The 15424-nt window shown below is 61.1% G+C and carries 16 protein-coding genes and 1 pseudogene; 8 read left to right on the plus strand and 9 right to left on the minus strand.

The features are described 5' to 3' along the window. Window positions 1-187 precede the first annotated feature (187 nt). On the minus strand, window positions 188-1294 hold the full coding sequence (locus Q0Y42_RS02765) for an acyl-CoA dehydrogenase family protein (RefSeq protein WP_297799923.1): 1107 nt from the start codon (window positions 1292-1294) through the stop codon (window positions 188-190). A gap of 89 nt (window positions 1295-1383) precedes the next feature. Here Q0Y42_RS02765 and Q0Y42_RS02770 point away from each other — a divergent pair, with 89 nt between their 5' ends. Beyond that, entirely contained in the window at window positions 1384-2526 is a 1143-nt protein-coding gene (locus Q0Y42_RS02770; protein WP_297799926.1) for an acyl-CoA dehydrogenase family protein, read from the plus strand. A gap of 163 nt (window positions 2527-2689) precedes the next feature. Here Q0Y42_RS02770 and Q0Y42_RS02775 read toward each other — a convergent pair whose 3' ends face one another. Together Q0Y42_RS02775 and Q0Y42_RS02780 are read right to left on the minus strand one after the other, a co-directional pair. After that, window positions 2690-3325: a TetR family transcriptional regulator gene (locus Q0Y42_RS02775; protein WP_297799929.1), complete on the minus strand. Its 636-nt coding sequence runs from the start codon at window positions 3323-3325 to the stop codon at window positions 2690-2692. Window positions 3326-3453: 128 nt separating this feature from the next. After that, entirely contained in the window at window positions 3454-3714 is a 261-nt protein-coding gene (locus Q0Y42_RS02780) for a hypothetical protein (protein ID WP_297799931.1), read from the minus strand. A 205-nt stretch (window positions 3715-3919) separates the two neighbouring features. Here Q0Y42_RS02780 and dnaG point away from each other — a divergent pair, with 205 nt between their 5' ends. The 3 genes and pseudogenes from dnaG to Q0Y42_RS02795 all read left to right on the plus strand — a co-directional run bounded on the left by dnaG (window position 3920) and on the right by Q0Y42_RS02795 (window position 8511). Next, on the plus strand, window positions 3920-5797 hold the full coding sequence (gene dnaG, locus Q0Y42_RS02785) for a DNA primase (protein WP_297799933.1): 1878 nt from the start codon (window positions 3920-3922) through the stop codon (window positions 5795-5797). Window positions 5798-5875: 78 nt separating this feature from the next. Further along, a pseudogene (rpoD, locus tag Q0Y42_RS02790) lies at window positions 5876-7798 on the plus strand (RNA polymerase sigma factor RpoD). A 71-nt stretch (window positions 7799-7869) separates the two neighbouring features. Next, entirely contained in the window at window positions 7870-8511 is a 642-nt protein-coding gene (locus Q0Y42_RS02795) for an HAD-IA family hydrolase (RefSeq protein ID WP_297799935.1), read from the plus strand. Window positions 8512-8547: 36 nt separating this feature from the next. Here Q0Y42_RS02795 and Q0Y42_RS02800 read toward each other — a convergent pair whose 3' ends face one another. The 5 genes from Q0Y42_RS02800 to Q0Y42_RS02820 form a co-directional block, all read right to left on the minus strand. Beyond that, window positions 8548-8895, minus strand: a complete 348-nt coding sequence (locus Q0Y42_RS02800) for a DUF1428 domain-containing protein (protein WP_297799937.1) — start codon at window positions 8893-8895, stop codon at window positions 8548-8550. 13 nt (window positions 8896-8908) lie between these two features. Beyond that, window positions 8909-9397 (minus strand): VOC family protein, encoded by a 489-nt coding sequence (locus Q0Y42_RS02805; protein ID WP_297799939.1) that lies wholly within the window; start codon window positions 9395-9397, stop codon window positions 8909-8911. Further along, window positions 9397-9867, minus strand: a complete 471-nt coding sequence (locus tag Q0Y42_RS02810) for an SRPBCC domain-containing protein (RefSeq protein ID WP_297799942.1) — start codon at window positions 9865-9867, stop codon at window positions 9397-9399. The genes Q0Y42_RS02805 and Q0Y42_RS02810 overlap by 1 nt, the downstream gene beginning before the upstream one ends. Beyond that, window positions 9864-10283 carry a lactoylglutathione lyase gene (locus Q0Y42_RS02815; protein WP_297799944.1) on the minus strand — a complete coding sequence of 140 codons (420 nt, stop codon included), beginning with the start codon at window positions 10281-10283 and terminating at the stop codon, window positions 9864-9866. The genes Q0Y42_RS02810 and Q0Y42_RS02815 overlap by 4 nt, the downstream gene beginning before the upstream one ends. 99 nt (window positions 10284-10382) lie before the next feature. Continuing rightward, complete coding sequence (locus Q0Y42_RS02820; RefSeq protein ID WP_297799946.1) at window positions 10383-10766, minus strand: VOC family protein; 384 nt, start codon at window positions 10764-10766, stop codon at window positions 10383-10385. 278 nt (window positions 10767-11044) lie between these two features. On the opposite strand from Q0Y42_RS02820, the gene Q0Y42_RS02825 reads away from it, so the two are divergent. After that, window positions 11045-11743 (plus strand): methyltransferase domain-containing protein, encoded by a 699-nt coding sequence (locus Q0Y42_RS02825; protein ID WP_297799948.1) that lies wholly within the window; start codon window positions 11045-11047, stop codon window positions 11741-11743. An 83-nt stretch (window positions 11744-11826) separates the two neighbouring features. Next, window positions 11827-12522, plus strand: a complete 696-nt coding sequence (locus Q0Y42_RS02830; protein WP_297799949.1) for a methyltransferase domain-containing protein — start codon at window positions 11827-11829, stop codon at window positions 12520-12522. A 142-nt stretch (window positions 12523-12664) separates the two neighbouring features. On the opposite strand, the gene Q0Y42_RS02835 is transcribed toward Q0Y42_RS02830, so the two are convergent. Next, window positions 12665-12877: a flagellar hook protein FlgE gene (locus tag Q0Y42_RS02835; protein WP_297799952.1), complete on the minus strand. Its 213-nt coding sequence runs from the start codon at window positions 12875-12877 to the stop codon at window positions 12665-12667. Window positions 12878-13092: 215 nt separating this feature from the next. Between Q0Y42_RS02835 and Q0Y42_RS02840 the strand changes: the two genes are divergently transcribed. Further along, window positions 13093-15039: a DEAD/DEAH box helicase gene (locus Q0Y42_RS02840; RefSeq protein WP_297799955.1), complete on the plus strand. Its 1947-nt coding sequence runs from the start codon at window positions 13093-13095 to the stop codon at window positions 15037-15039. A gap of 62 nt (window positions 15040-15101) precedes the next feature. Next, a complete protein-coding gene (locus Q0Y42_RS02845; RefSeq protein ID WP_297799957.1) occupies window positions 15102-15422 on the plus strand; it encodes an Mpo1-like protein in 321 nt (106 codons plus the stop codon). Window positions 15423-15424: the final 2 nt, after the last annotated feature.

Raw genomic sequence — 15424 nt, forward strand, 5'->3', positions numbered from 1 at the left:
CCAAAATTCTGAGGCGTATGGTTCGTGCCAAGCACGAAACCGGTCAACAATCGGGGAAGCGCGCAATCTGCTGCCACGTTCGTCCGCGAAGAGCAAGACGGAGCGTTGATATTCCAGTCTAAAGTCCAAGGTGCGGCTATCGCTGGACGATGGGCCTGCGACCTGAAGGTCTAGGAGCGTGTCTGGATCAGGCTGCGGCGCGCAGGGCCTTGTGGTGGTGGGTGTCGCCCAGTTCGTGCTGGATCATCAGGGCGCGTTTGAAGGCGTGGCTGACGTCGAGTTCGTCAGTCAGGCCGATGGCGCCGTGGAGCTGGACGGCACCGGTGGAGACGATCTCGCAGGCGCGGTCGATGGTGAGTTTGGCGGAGGAGGTGGCGCGGGCGCGGACGGCGGCGTCGTCGCTGTCGAGCGCTTCGAGCGTTGCGGGCAGGATGGCCTCGGCTTCCTCTAGCGCCATGGCCATGTCGGCGAGGCGGAACTGCAGCGCCTGAAAGGCTCCGATAGGCATGCCGAACTGTCTGCGCTGGCGGACATAGTCGTTGGTGGCGTGCATCAGGCGGCGCATGACGCCGACAGCCTCCGCCGCAAGGACGAGGGTGGCTTCTTCCAATGCGCGGGTGATGACGGGCAGGGCCGTCCCTTCGCGACCCAGAAGGATGGCGGGTGCGTTGTCGAGGCGGATTTCAGAGGCGCGCGGACCGTCGTGCAGGGTGAGGACGGTGTGGGAAACGCCGTCAGTGGCGGGATCGACCGCGAAGAGGGAGAGGCCCGATGGGGTCTGTGCCGAGACGATCAGGGCGCTGGCCCACGGTGCGGCGCGGACGACGCGCTTTTGGCCGGTCAGGGTCCATCGGTCGCCGGAAGGGCGGGCGGTAATGAGGACAGCGGCGGGGTTATAGCGGCTGTGCGGCTCGTAAAGGGCGGGGGCGATGACGGTGCCTTGCAGCGCCTGTTGCAACAGGGCGCGGGCGGCGTCATTGCCATGGCGCAGCAGGGCCGGAGCGATCACGGCGCTTTCGAGGTAAGGCGTCAGGGCCAGGTGCTGGCCCAACTGTTCGCCGATGCGGATGTGGGCGGCGAGGCCAAGGCCCATGCCACCGTGTTCCTCGGCCTCGGCGGCGGCGAGGAGGCCAAGCTCGCTGGCAAGGGCGTTCCAGATGGAGGCGTCCCATCCGGTTTCGCCGGCGATGGCGCGTCGGCGGGCCTCGAACGACCAGTTGTCGGACAGATAGGCCGACAGGCTGTCAGCCAGCATGTCGAGGGCTTCGACTTGATCGGGATCGTGACGCGACATCGGAACCTCCCTTGACCACATTGCGCGGCCTACCGTAGTTATTTAATCAGATAAATAATAAACGCCAAGAGGGTTTGAGGGGATCGCCTATGTTGGATACCAGCCGCCGTACCGCCTTTGATGAACAGCACCAGATGTTCCGCGAGAGCGTGCGCAAATTCTTTGAAACCGAGGCCAAGCCGCATCTGGACCGTTGGGAAGAGGAGGGGCTGGTCGAGCAGGCGTTCTGGCTGAAGGCGGGCGAGGCGGGTCTGCTGTGCCCGACGGTGCCGGAGGAGTACGGCGGTCTGGGTCTGGATTTCCGGTTCAATGCCGTGGTGGCCGAGGAAATGGCCTATGCCATGGTGCCGGCGGGCTTTACCCTGCAGTCGGACATCATCGTTGATTATCTGCTGAACTATGGTTCCGAGGAGCAGAAGCAGAAATACCTGCCGCGCATGGTGACGGGTGAGTTGATTACCGCCATCGCCATGACCGAGCCGGGGGCAGGGTCGGACCTGCAGGGCGTGCGCACGACCGCCCGCAAGGACGGCGACGGCTATGTGATCAATGGCTCCAAGACCTACATCACCAATGGCCAGACGGCCGACCTGATCATCGTGGTGGCCAAGACCAATCCCGACGAGGGAGCCAAGGGGATCAGCCTGTTGCTGGTGGAGTCATCGGCGCAAGGGTTTGCGCGCGGGCGCAACCTCGACAAGATCGGCCTGCATGGTGGCGATACGTCGGAGCTGTTCTTTAACGATGTGCGTGTGGGTGCCGATGCCTTGCTGGGGCAGGAAGGCCATGGCTTCTATTATCTGATGGGTCAGCTGTCGCAGGAGCGGCTGTCGATCGCGGTCTCGGCGCAGGCGGCATCGCAGAAGGCGCTGGATCTGGCGCTGGAATACGCCAAGGAGCGTCAGGCGTTTGGTAAGCCGATCTTTGCCATGCAGACCATGCGCCACAATCTGGCGGAGATGGCGGCCAAGGTGCAGGTGGGCTGGGCGCATCTTGATTGGTGTCTGCAACGCCATGTGGCGCATGAGCTGACGCCGGTGGAGGCCTCGGCGGCCAAGCTGTTCCACACCGATCTGCAATGGGAGATGTGCGACCGTGCCCTGCAGGTGCATGGCGGGGCGGGCTATATGAACGAGTTCCCCATTGCCCGTCTGTGGCGCGACAGCCGCGTGACCCGCATCTTTGGCGGCACCAATGAGGTGATGAAGGAAGTCATCTCGCGCGGGATTTAAGGACCGCATTCGGATACGAAAAAGGCCGCGCAGATTGCACTGCGCGGCCTTCTTTCTGTTTCGACAGCGACGGGGTTCAGGACGCGACGTAGGTCTTGAACAGCGTCCCGCACGGCTTGTTCGGGAGTGCTGGCCAGTACGGCGGCCATGAAAATAGGAGCGATCATTCGGGCGTAAGACCTTGAGTCACAGTGAGATAAAGGTGCTCGACATAGCGACGTTTCAGGTCCTGGTCGATCTCGGTTACACCGAAAACGTGATTAAGCGTGGCTTTTCCGAAAAAGATGAAATCGCACGCCCCGATCAGGTGGAAATAGAACAGTAGCGGGTCGGTCTGGCGGAACACGCCGGCGTTGTGACCCTCGGCCAGAATGGCGGTCTGGGCATCGACCAGAGGGCGCGCGAACTCCTCGGCGATCAGCTTGCCAAACTCCTGACCGGCATCGGTCAGCAGATAGTGCATCAGGCGGTTCACATAGGGGTATTTGAAATAGGTGTTCACCACACCGTTGATGTGGATGCGCAGCTTTTCGGTGGGGTGCAGATCGGACTGGGCCAGCGGTTCCAGCTCGGCCATGCGCGGGCCGAGGACGCGGCGCAGCAGTTCGACCAGCAGGCCGTTCTTGGAGCCGAAATAGTATTTCACCAGCGCCGAATTCAGCCCGGAACGCGCGGCGATGTCCGACAGCGACACCTCGATAGACCGTGTCTCGGTCATCAGGGTGCTGGTGGTGTCCAGCAGGATGTCGCGCGCGGTGGGGGTGTCGGCGGGCTGGTTCTTGCGCGATGGACGGGCCAAGGTGTGCTCCGGATAGCGGCTCTGGAGCGGCCATGCTGTGAGATCGGGCCGGCCGCCCTAGGTGAGACTTTCCAGACCCTTAGCCTAAATTCGCGCCTTATACGAACCTTAGTCGGCCAAACCGCGCCCTAGGGCAGGGTGGCGGCGACGCGGCGTGTCTCTGCGGCCTTGGTCACGGCGCTGAAGGCGGCGTTGATCCAGTAGGCGGCGTCGTCCATCCGGTGCTCTTCGCGACGTTGCAGGCCGCGCTGGCGACGCAGGGCCGCATTGGCCAGCAGACGGGCGTGAAGGGCGCGCGGCGTCAGGTTGGCGATAGCGGGGGAACCGGGAACGGCGACGGCATCGGGGCCGACCGGTACCACCGCAGGGGAGGCGATGGTGAAGGGCATAATTTGCACTCGATAACTTTCCACAACAGTTGTGGATAAGTCTGTGTACCGAATAATATCGTTCGGAATCAGGCAGTTGTTATCGCAAAGCTGCCGCAAGGCTTACCAAAAGCTTAACAGATATGCACAGGCCATAGACCGGATTTATGGTCGCAAATTCGGCCCTTTGCCCGTAAGGTAAGGGCTTGAGTTTCCGGGGCATAACGTGCGGTTTGACGAACGTTTCATCGAAGAGCTGAAGGCGCGCTTGCGGCCGTCCGATGTGATCGGCCGGACGGTGAAACTGAAACGTCAGGGCCGCGAATATGTGGGCCTCAGCCCCTTTGCTAAGGAGAAGTCGCCCAGCTTTTTCGTCAATGACGACAAGGGTTTCTTCCACGACTTCTCGTCGGGCAAGCATGGCGACATCATCAGCTTCCTGCAGGAGACGGAGCGTCTGAGCTTTGTCGAGGCGGTGTCGCGTCTGGCAGCGGAGGCGGGGATGCAGCTGCCCGCCGAGGACCCGATGGCCAAGGAGCGCGAGGAGAAGCGTCAGGGCCTGTCCGACTGGATGGAGTGGGCGCAGAAATGGTTTGCGGCCAATCTGCGGCGGCAGGTGGGGACGGCGACCCGCGAATATCTGGAAAAGCGCGGCCTGCCCGAGGACCAGTGGGAGCGATTCGGTCTGGGTTATGCGCCCAATGACCGCGAGGGGCTGAAGAACGCCCTGATCCAGCGCGGGGCCAAGCCGGGCGAACTGGTCGAGGCGGGGCTTTTGATCGCGCCCGAGGGTGGCGGCCAACCCTATGACCGTTTCCGCGACCGTCTGATGTTCCCGATCCACGATGCGCGCGGGCGGATCGTGTCGTTCGGCGGTCGGGCGATGAACCCCGATGACCGCGCCAAATATCTGAACGGTCCAGAAAGCCCGCTCTTCCACAAGGGCGCGACGCTGTATGGCCTGCCCGAGGCGCGGCGCATTCTGGGTGCCGAGAAGAAGGGCGAGCAGGGGATCATCGTCGTCGAAGGCTATATGGATGTGATCGCCTGTCAGCGGGCGGGGCTTCCGGCGGTGGCCCCGATGGGTACGGCGCTGACGGAAGAGCAGATGGAGCGTCTGTGGCGCGTCTCCAGCGAGCCGGTGCTGTGTTTCGATGGGGATGCGGCGGGATTGAGGGCTGCGTATCGCGCCATCGAGCGGGCGCTGCCGCTGTTGAAGCCGGGGCGGTCGTTCCGCTTTGCCTTGCTGGAAGGCGGGCAGGACCCTGATGATGTGTTGCGTGACAAGGGCGCGCCTGCGCTGCGTCAGATGGTGGCGCAGACCAAGGCCTTTTCCGAAGTGCTGTTCCAGCGCGAGGTCGAGGCCGAGCCGCTGGATACACCCGAACGCAAGGCGGGCCTGAAGGGCCGTCTGCGGGCGGCGGCGGGCGCGGTGCAGGACAAGGACCTTGCCGAGCAGTATCGCCGCGACCTGTTTGACCGTTTCGATGCCTTGTTCCCGCGCCAGCAGAATGCGCGACCGCAAGGCGCGAGCGGCGGTTATGGCGAGCGGCGCAAATGGGGGCCGCAAGCGGTTCAGGGCCAGACCGTGGAAGGCCAGCGGGCCATGCAGGCCCTGTCCCGCGCCATCGAGCCGGTGGCGGCGGCGCTGGTCCATGGCGTGATCGATGATCCGGAGCGTCTGGACGACCATATGGAGGCCATCGCCCGTTACGGTTTTGGCGATCCGGCCCTGATGGATCTGGCAAAAGAGTTGGTGCGGTTACGTTTCTCGGGCCGGAGCCTTGACTCTGCGGCCCTGCGCCGCCATCTGGCATCATCGGGTCATGACGTCTTGATGCACGAGGTCGAGAAGGCGGCGGCGAAGTCCGGCGCGCCATTCCTGGCTGCAGACAAGCCCCTCGGCGAGGCGAGGACCCTTTGGTCGCAGGCGTTTGACGTCCTGATCCGCGCAGCGGCTCTGGACGAAGCGTTGGCATCTGCAAAATCGGAAGCCCACAAGGCTTTCGATGCATCGGCTTTCGCACTGGTGAAGGCCGAGCGTGACGCACTGCGCCGAGCCATCAAGACTGGAACGATTTGGACCCCACCGACCTCTTCTTAGATAGAAGAATTCCGGTGAGTTGCATTTTCGCCGCAGGTGGGCCGGAGCCGCCGCCTGACGGTGTTGGAGAGAGACTGAATGAGCGCGCAGAACGAGACGCAGGACACAGAGGCCCAATCGGATGGTCCGCTGCTTGATCTGACCGATGCCGGCGTCAAGAAGTTCATCAAACAGGCCAAGGCGCGTGGCTATGTCACGATGGAAGAACTGAACAAGGTTCTGCCGTCGGAAGAAGTCAGCGGCGATGCGATTGAAGACACTCTGGCCATGCTGTCGGAGATGGGCGTCAACGTCGTTGAAGCCGAAGAGGATGCCGCTGACGTTCAGGGCACCGAGGTCGCCAACGCCGCCGAAACGGCTGTTGCCGAGACCCCTGCCAAGTCGGCCTATGACCGTACCGATGACCCGGTGCGTATGTATCTGCGCGAAATGGGGTCGGTCGAACTGCTGAGCCGCGAGGGCGAAATCGCCATCGCCAAGCGGATCGAAGCCGGTCGCGACGCCATGATCTCGGGGCTGTGCGAAAGCGCCCTGACCTTTGAAGCCATCATGGTGTGGCGCGAGGAACTGGCCAACAACCGCATCCTGCTGCGCGATGTGATCGATCTGGACGCCACCTATGGCGTGCTGAACCCGTCGTCGCTGCCGCACAACCAGCCCGATCCGTCCGAAGAGCCCGAAGAAAAGCCGGAAGGCGAGGGCGACGAGGATGACGACGATTTCGACGACGGCGCCGGCCTGTCGATCTCGGCCATGGAAGCCGAGCTGCGTGACGGCGTCATGGAAGTTCTGGACGCGATTGCTGCCGACTTCGGTGGCTTCCGCAAGCTGCAGGACAAGCTGGTCGAAACCCGCCTGAAGGGCGAGGAACTGGCTGCCAAGGACCAGAAGGCTTACGAGACCCTGACGACGGCCATTTCGGACCGTCTGAAGACGATGAAGCTGAACAATGCGCGTATCGAGTCGCTGGTCGAGCAGCTCTACGCCATCAACAAGCGTCTGATCGGTCTGGAAGGTCGCCTGCTGCGTCTGGCCGACACCTATGGCATTTCGCGCCCTGAATTCCACAAGGCCTAATACGGTTCGGAGCTGGACCCGAACTGGGCCGAGAAGATCAAGGAAATGGGCGGGCGCTGGACCAAGTTCAGCGAGAACGAAGCCAACCAGATCGCCAAGATCCGTGGCGAAATCGCCGCCATCGCCACCGAAGCCGGTCTGCCGATCGACGACTATCGCCGCATCGTGCAGATGGTGCAGAAGGGCGAGCGCGAGGCCCGTCAGGCCAAGAAGGAAATGGTCGAGGCCAACCTGCGCCTCGTGATCTCCATCGCCAAGAAATACACCAACCGTGGCCTGCAGTTCCTGGACCTGATCCAGGAAGGCAACATCGGTCTGATGAAGGCCGTCGACAAGTTCGAATACCGCCGCGGCTACAAATTCTCGACCTATGCGACGTGGTGGATCCGTCAGGCTATCACCCGCTCCATCGCCGACCAGGCCCGTACCATCCGTATTCCGGTGCACATGATCGAGACGATCAACAAGATCGTCCGGACCCAGCGCCAGATGCTGCATGAAATCGGCCGCGAAGCGACGCCGGAAGAGCTGGCCGAACGTCTGGCCATGCCGCTGGAGAAGGTCCGCAAGGTTCTGAAGATCGCCAAGGAGCCGATCTCGCTGGAAACTCCGATCGGTGACGAGGAAGATTCGCACCTCGGCGATTTCATCGAGGACAAGAACGCTGTCCTGCCGATCGATGCGGCCATCCAGTCGAACCTGCGTGAAACCACCACGCGTGTTCTGGCCTCGCTGACCCCGCGTGAGGAACGTGTTCTGCGTATGCGCTTCGGCATCGGTATGAACACCGACCACACGCTGGAAGAAGTCGGCCAGCAGTTCTCGGTGACCCGCGAACGTATTCGTCAGATCGAAGCGAAGGCTCTTCGCAAGCTGAAGCACCCGTCGCGGTCGCGTAAGCTGCGTTCCTTCCTCGACAGCTAAGCCGGATCACGGCAAGGGGCGGTGTGGGGAGCACCGCCCTTTTTCTACTTCTGCCCTGATCAAGGACGAGAATGACGACGCCTAAACTGGTCATCTTCGATTTCGACGGGACGCTGGCAGACACCTATGGGTGGTTCCTGTCGATCCTGGACGATGCGATCGCCAAATTCCGGCTGTATAAACCGCATCCGGAAGAGGTCGAGGCCATGCGCGGGCTGTCGGCGCGTCAGGTCATGACCCGTATGAAGGTCCGTCCCTGGAAGCTTCCGGCCATCGTGCGCCATACGCGCCGCGAAAAGCTGAAGGCGGCCGCGACGACCCAGCTTTTTGACGGCATCACCGAACTGATGCGCGACCTGCGTGCGGCGGGGATCAAGGTGGCGATCGTCAGCTCGGACACCACGGAGTCTGTGCGTCGGGTGCTGGATCGCGAGGGGATCGAGGTTGATCTGCTGAACTGCGGTGCCTCGCTGCACGGCAAGACCAACAAGTTCAAAAAGGTCCTGAAGCAGATGGGCGTGGACGCCAAGGACGCGGTTAGCGTCGGCGATGAAATCCGCGACATCGAAGCGGCCAAGCCGATCAACATGCGCTGTGGGGCCGTGTCGTGGGGCTATACCCTGCCGGAGGCTCTGGAGAGCCACCATCCGACCTATCTGTTCAGGGATGTCGCGCACATGCGCCAGATCCTGCTGGGACAGGCCGAGGCATAGGATTGAAAAGGGCGGCCCCATTCGGAGCCGCCTTTTTTAATGTTCGAGGATGGTCTCGAACCCGCCAAAGATCATGCGCCTGCCGTCGAAAGGCATGTCCATATTGGCCATCTCCGGTTCCTGCTCCAGCTTTTCCCATGCGGCGTCGCAGGTGGCCTTGTCCGGCCAGACGATCCAGCCGATGACGATGGCCTCGTCCGCCTCCAGCTTGACCGACAGGGGGAAGCTGGTGAGCTTTCCATCGGGAATGTCGACGCCCCAGTTCTCGCTCATGGCGATAGCGCCGTGGCGTTGGAAGGCCGGCCATGTGGCGCGGGCGTGGGCCAGATAGCGGTCCTTGTCCGTGGTTTTCACGGGGGCGGCCATGATGCTGAGGTAGGTCATGATCTTCCTTCGGTTAGAGGCTGGATACGGCGGCTTCCAAGGTCGCAATGTCGATCTTGCCCATGGTCTGCATGGCCGCGAAGGCCGCGCTGGCGCGGGCGGGTACCGGGTCACTCAAGAGGTCTAGCAATCGTTGCGGGGTGATCTGCCAGTTGACGCCCCAGCGATCCTTGCACCAGCCGCAGGCGCTCTCCGCACCGCCATTGCCGACGATGGCGTGCCAGAGGCGATCCGTTTCAGCCTGATCTTCGGTGGCGATCATGAAGGACACGGCCTCGGTCTGGGGAAAGATCGGGCCGCCGTTGAGGCCGCTGAAATGCCGCCCCATCAGGGTGAAGTCGACGACCAGTTCCTCGCCCGCCGCGGTCGAGGGATTGTCGCCGGGTGCATTGACGATGCGCGTGATACGGCTGTCGGGCAGACCCAGTGATATGTAGAATTCGGCGGCCTTTCCGGCTTGGCCGTGGTCGAACCAGATAACGGTGACGAGATCGCGGGCCATCAGCCCTTTGCCTTTGCCTTGGCGTTGAGGCGTTCGGCGACTTCGGCCAGTTGGGCGGCGGCCATGCCCCAGCCCTGTTCAAAGCCCATGTCGCGGTGCTTGCTGGCGGCGGCTTCGTTCCAATGGAGGGCTTCGGCGGTGTAGCGGGTGCCGTCGCCGTCCGGCTCGAAACGGTCGAAGCGGACGAAGGCCATGTCGTCGGCCTGTGGTTCCCAGCCCTCGGTCATGGCTCCGGTGGTGACGAGCAGGCGCGCGGTTTGGACCTCGAGGACCACACCCTTGTAGCTGTGTTGCTCGCCGTCGGGGGATTGCATAACGATGTCGGCGCGGCCGCCGGGGCGCAGGTCGTAATCGACAACGGGCGTCGTCCACGGTCGCGGCGTGAACCATTCGCTCGCGTGGTCGATAAAGGCCGTCCAGACGGTCTCGGGCGGAGCGGCGATGTGGCGGCTGACGCTGAGGCGGGTCATGGCTGGTCCTGCGGAGGAACGGCGGCGGGGTCCATCCAGAACAGTTCCCAGATGTGGCCGTCGGGGTCGGCGACGCTGCGGCTGTACATGAAGCCGAGGTCCTGTTCGGGATTGGGATCGGCTGTGCCGCCTGCCGTAGGGGCGGCGTCGGTTAGCCTGTCCACTTCGGCGCGGTCATCGAGGTTGAGGGCGCACATGACCTGTGCCGAGGCGTGGGCGTCGGGAATGACGCGTGAGGTGAAGGTGCGCCATTTCTCGTGCGTCAGCAGCATGGCGTAGATGGTGTCCGACCAGACCATGCACAGCGCGGTATCGTCGCTGAACGCCGGATTTTTGCGCCAGCCGAGGGCGGCATAGAAGCTCTCGGTCCTGCCAAGGTCGGTGGACGGCAGGTTGACGAAAATCATACGCGCCATCTCGGATATCCTTGTGATGATCAGGAGCCGAGAAGGCGCGTATAATGTTGTGCGGTCAAGTTTTTGCGATTCAAAGTTGCGTGACGCGCGTCTGACGCATCAGCCGCCGAAGTGGACGAAGCTCATCTTGTTGCCTTCGGGATCGCGCACATAGCCGCCGAAAAAGTGCGGGCCATAGTGGGGGCGCGGGCCGGGCTCGCCCTCGCTGGTGCCGCCATTGGCGAGCGCCGCTTCATAGGCTTTGCGGACATCGTCCTGCGAGGCGCACAGGAAACCTGTCATCTGGCCGTTGCCGGGGGCGGCGGCCTCACCGTTGAACGGCTTGCACACCCACACCTTGCCGCCGCCGGGCAGATCATAGCTGACGGCATTGGGGGCGTAGTCGAGATAAAGCTTGCCGCCGATATGCGGCATGATGGCATCATAGAAGGGGAGGACGGCAGCGACGTCGTTCACGCCGATGGTCACATAGGCAAGGGTCATCCCACGCTCCGGTCGCAAGAACAAAGATGGAACTTTGTAATGCGACCGGCGAGGGTCTGACAAGCGCGTCGTTCAGGCCTTGGTGTCGAGCAGGGTGCCGAGCATGGTGTCGGCGGTGCGGATACCACGTCGCACCGTTAACCTCGGTTCGTGCCAGGTTAACGCAGGCGAAGTACGGACTTGAATGGGTAACAGTGATTTGTGTAGCGTGGAAATCTCTCAGGATCGATTTTTGCTACAGGAGATCGATCAAGCCTTAGAAAGAGTAATTGGCGATCATGGAAGATAAATCAAAGATCTGTTATAGTATTGCTAATTCTATTGTTTCTATGATGCCGGAAGGGTGTCCTTATCCGGAGTGGAGTAAGGATTCATTTTTAAGATCGCTTCAAAATAATGCTCGTATATTGGACGTAGGATGTGGAAATAATTCTCCACGTTTTACCAAAGATATAGTTCCATCCTGCTACTACATTGGTCTGGATGTCGGGGATTATAATCAGGGCGATGATAATCCTGCGGACGAGTATGTAATTTCTTCATCAGAAAAATTTGTTTCAACGATATATAAATATGCGGACAGTGTAGATGCAGTGATATCGACCCATAATATTGAGCATTGTGATGATCGATATGGTGTGGTCGAGGCTATGGCAAAGTCGCTTAACGTGGGGGGGAAGGCTTACCTGTCGTTTCCATGCGCAGATAGTGTGTCATTCCCTAATCGCGTGGGAACTTTGAACTATTTTGATGATGGATCCCACGTTGGAGATCCTCCGGACTTCGGTAAAGTCATTTCGATATTGGTTGAGAGTGGATTAAGTATCGTTTTTGCTTCTTCTCGATTTCAGCCGCCTATTCATTGGATTTTAGGCCTGGGAAATGAAGAGCAGTCCGCCAAGGATGGCGACCTAAAGGAAGGCATTTGGTGTTATTGGGGGTTTGAGAGTATTATTGTAGCAGAGAGAAAGAAATAATATTTATAAATTTCTTAGTTACTCGCTAGTACAAGTTCTCGTGCTTTGTCGTGAAATAGACATTATATATAGGTGTGGAATCCGTGGAAGAAAAATCGCAAATCTGTCTGGATATGGCCCATAAGCTATTTTCCATGATCCCCGAGGGAGGGCACTATCCTGAATGGGGTAGAGAAGCTTTTCTTGAGTCGTTATCACCGGAGGCGCGTATCCTGGATGTAGGGTGTGGAAATGGATCTCCTCGCTTAACCAAGAATATACTTCCATCCTGTTATTATGTTGGTCTTGATGTTGCTGACTACAATCAAGACCCTGACAATCCTTCGGATGAATATATCCTATCTACATCTGAGAGGTTTAGGTCAGAGATCTATAAATATGCCGACAGTATGGATGCAGTAATGTCATGGCATAATATCGAACACTGTGAAGATCGATACGGTGTTGTTGATGCCATGGCTAAAGCATTGAGAGTCGGCGGTAAAATCTATATTTCATTTCCATGTGCGGAGAGTGTGAATTTCCCTAGCCGCGCAGGCACTCTAAACTATTATGATGATGCCACCCACGTTGGCGAGCCTCCGGATTTCGGCAAAGTAGTTTCAATTTTGTCTCAGAACGGGTTGAGCATCATCTACGCCGCATCTCGTTATCAACCGCCGATCCACTGGCTTGTTGGTCTAGGAAATGATGAGTTGTCGACCCGTGACGGCGTTCTTAAAGATGGGACCTGGCGCTATTGGGGCTTTGAGTGCCTGATTTGGGCAGAACGGCGCTAACTTCGTCTTCGGGATGGGTGTGGTTCTGCGGGCGCACTATTCGGGTCAAAGCGCACTAACGCTTTGACCCGCTTGCTATCCAACAGCCGATTAGGGGAGATCAGCTTTCCGCGCTCGACACCGCGCACTTATTCTTTAGCCCTCAGGCCTTGGTGTCGAGGAGGGTGCCGAGCATGGCGTCGGCGGTGCGGGTGACGGCGAGGCTGGCGGCCAGCTGGGTGCGGGCGGCGGCGGCTTCGACCGAGCCGGTCTGGACGTTCTGGAGCGGGGCGACGGCGGTCTTACGGGCCACGGCCTCGAGGCGGTCGGCGGCGGCTTGCGGGGCGACGGTGGTGGTCGGAAGCGATTGAAGCATGACCTGATCCCGTGAAATGCCCCCAAGGGGGAGGGGCGAGTGGGGCCAGATTGCCACGGTTTGCGTCAATGGGGAATGAACCAAGATGGTGAACGCCGATTTCGCCCCACCGCGGCCTTGTTTCATGTATATAGCGCACCGATCGCCCGGCCCGAGGACCGTCCTCTGGCCGGGCGCGACCGTTTTAGGTCGAGTTCTATTTAGATCGTATATCCATGCCATTTCCAGCCGTTCATCCTGCGTTAGACCGCGCTCTCTCCAAGAAAGGGTACGCTGAACCGACTTCGGTTCAGGCTGCCGTGTTGGAAGTCGGGCATGGGGATGCAGATCTGCTGGTATCGGCGCAGACGGGTTCGGGTAAAACCGTAGCCTTTGGTCTGGCCGCTGCCTCTACACTCTTCGACGGCGAAGAGAACCTCGGTCAAGCCGGCGCTCCGCTGATGCTCGCCATTGCTCCAACCCGCGAACTGGCCCTGCAGGTCGCCGCCGAGCTGTCGTGGCTCTACGGTGAAGCCGGTGCCAAGATCACCACCTGCGTCGGTGGCATGGATTCCCGCAAGGAAGCCCGCGCCCTCAGCTTCGGCACGCACATCGTGGTGGGCACGCCCGGCCGTCTGAAGGACCACATCGACCGTGGTGCTCTGGACCTGTCGGCGGCGCGCGTCATCGTGCTCGACGAAGCCGATGAAATGCTGGACATGGGCTTCCGCGAGGACCTCGAGTACATCCTCGAGCAAGCGCCGGAAGACCGTCGTACCCTGCTGTTCTCGGCCACCATCGCCCGTGACATCGCTGTTCTGGCCAAGCGTTACCAGCGCGACGCCGTGCGTATCGACACCGTCGACCGCAGCCAGCCGCACAACGACATCGAATACCGCGCCATGCGCCTGTATCCGAACCAGATCGAACATGCGGTCGTGAACGTGCTGCGCTACTTCGAAGCGCCCGCCGTTCTGGTCTTCTGCTCGACCCGTGCCAGCGTGAACCACCTGCAGGCTGCCCTGCTGGAGCGCGGCTTCGGCTCGGTCGCCCTGTCGGGTGAGATGGGGCAGCGCGAGCGTAACGAAGCCCTGCAAGCGCTGCGTGATGGCCGTGCCCGCGTCTGCGTCGCCACCGACGTGGCCGCCCGTGGCCTCGACCTGCCGGACCTGGGTCTGGTGATCCACGCTGAACTGCCGATCAACAAGGCCACCATGCTGCACCGTTCGGGCCGGACGGGCCGTGCGGGCAAGAAGGGCATCTCGGTCATGCTGGTTCCGGCTTCGCGCCGCCGCAAGGCTGAAATGCTGCTGCACTCGGCCGGTGTCGAAGCTGTGTGGTCGGCTGTGCCGAGCGCCGAGGAAATCCTCGAGAAGGACGAACAGCGCCTGCTGGCCGCCCCGATCTTTGCCGAAGAGGCGAACGAGGACGATGCAGGCCTGATCGCGCAAATGGTCAAGGAGCGTACGCCGGAAGAACTGGCCACCGCCGTGATCAACATGCTGCGCAAGAACCTGCCGGCACCGGAAGAGGTTAACGATCCGGGCGAAGGCCCGCAGCGCAAGCGCCGCGAGGACGGCTTCGACAAGGGTGCCGCCGGTGCTTCGCCGTTCGACCGCCTGTCGTCGGAAGAGTGCAGCTGGTTCCGCATGGACATCGGCCGCAACCGCAATGCCGATCCCAAGTGGCTGATCCCGATGATCTGCCGCATCGGTGGCATCACCAAGCAACAGATCGGCTCGATCAAGACCTTCCCCGAAGAGACCCGTTTCGAGATCGCAAACACCCACGTGGATGCCTTCGCCAAACTGGCCCAGATGAACACCGAAGAGGCGAACATCACGCCGTCGGAAGCCCCGCACGCGGGCATGTTCAAGGGCGGTCGCGACCGCAATTTCGGTGACCGTGGCCCGCGCGAGGGTGGTCGTCCGCCGTTCGCCCGCAAGCCGTTCGGTGACCGCGACCGTGGCGAGCGTTCGGATCGTCCGCGCGGCGAGTGGAAGGAACGCGGCGAGTTCAAACCGCGCGAGGGCGGTGACCGTCCGGACCGTGGCGCCAAGCCGTTCCGTCCCAAGCCCGCTGGCGGTTTCGCCGGTAAGCCGTCGGGTGGCTTCAAGGGCGGTGCGGGCAAGCCTGCCTTTGCCGGCAAGGGCGGCCCGCGCAAGGCCAAGCGCTTCGACTGATTGACGCGCTAACGCTGATAGATGAAGGTGCCTCCGGAAGCGATTTCGGAGGCATTTTCTTTATGACGAACCCGAAAACCGGCGAGCGTTACGCCTCGTTCGAAGCCTTCTATCCCTATTACATCCACGAGCATTCCAATCAGGTCTGCCGTCGCATCCATGTGGTGGGGACGGGGCTGGTGATCGCGGCCTTTGTGGTGTTTCTGGCGACGCGCAATCCGTGGTGGCTGCTGGCCATGCCGCTGGTGGGCTATGGCTTTGCATGGGTGGGGCATTTCTTCTTCGAGAAGAACAAGCCCGCGACATTCAAATATCCGCTGTGGAGCCTGATGGGGGATTTCCGCCTGTTCTGGGAAACCGTCAGCGGCAAGCGCAGATTCTGAGC

Origin of the sequence: uncultured Brevundimonas sp. (assembly GCF_947305955.1) — a bacterium.
Lineage (GTDB): Bacteria > Pseudomonadota > Alphaproteobacteria > Caulobacterales > Caulobacteraceae > Brevundimonas.

What these genes read in the sequence shown, in the direction of transcription:
- Q0Y42_RS02765 (WP_297799923.1), bottom strand. Translation starts at nt 1,294, where the DNA reads ATGTCGCGTCACGATCCCGATCAAGTCGAAGCCCTCGACATGCTGGCT.
- Q0Y42_RS02770 (WP_297799926.1), top strand. Translation starts at nt 1,384, where the DNA reads ATGTTGGATACCAGCCGCCGTACCGCCTTTGATGAACAGCACCAGATG.
- Q0Y42_RS02780 (WP_297799931.1), bottom strand. Translation starts at nt 3,714, where the DNA reads ATGCCCTTCACCATCGCCTCCCCTGCGGTGGTACCGGTCGGCCCCGAT.
- Q0Y42_RS02795 (WP_297799935.1), top strand. Translation starts at nt 7,870, where the DNA reads ATGACGACGCCTAAACTGGTCATCTTCGATTTCGACGGGACGCTGGCA.
- Q0Y42_RS02800 (WP_297799937.1), bottom strand. Translation starts at nt 8,895, where the DNA reads ATGACCTACCTCAGCATCATGGCCGCCCCCGTGAAAACCACGGACAAG.
- Q0Y42_RS02805 (WP_297799939.1), bottom strand. Translation starts at nt 9,397, where the DNA reads ATGGCCCGCGATCTCGTCACCGTTATCTGGTTCGACCACGGCCAAGCC.
- Q0Y42_RS02810 (WP_297799942.1), bottom strand. Translation starts at nt 9,867, where the DNA reads ATGACCCGCCTCAGCGTCAGCCGCCACATCGCCGCTCCGCCCGAGACC.
- Q0Y42_RS02815 (WP_297799944.1), bottom strand. Translation starts at nt 10,283, where the DNA reads ATGGCGCGTATGATTTTCGTCAACCTGCCGTCCACCGACCTTGGCAGG.
- Q0Y42_RS02820 (WP_297799946.1), bottom strand. Translation starts at nt 10,766, where the DNA reads ATGACCCTTGCCTATGTGACCATCGGCGTGAACGACGTCGCTGCCGTC.
- Q0Y42_RS02825 (WP_297799948.1), top strand. Translation starts at nt 11,045, where the DNA reads ATGGAAGATAAATCAAAGATCTGTTATAGTATTGCTAATTCTATTGTT.
- Q0Y42_RS02835 (WP_297799952.1), bottom strand. Translation starts at nt 12,877, where the DNA reads ATGCTTCAATCGCTTCCGACCACCACCGTCGCCCCGCAAGCCGCCGCC.
- Q0Y42_RS02840 (WP_297799955.1), top strand. Translation starts at nt 13,093, where the DNA reads ATGCCATTTCCAGCCGTTCATCCTGCGTTAGACCGCGCTCTCTCCAAG.
- Q0Y42_RS02845 (WP_297799957.1), top strand. Translation starts at nt 15,102, where the DNA reads ATGACGAACCCGAAAACCGGCGAGCGTTACGCCTCGTTCGAAGCCTTC.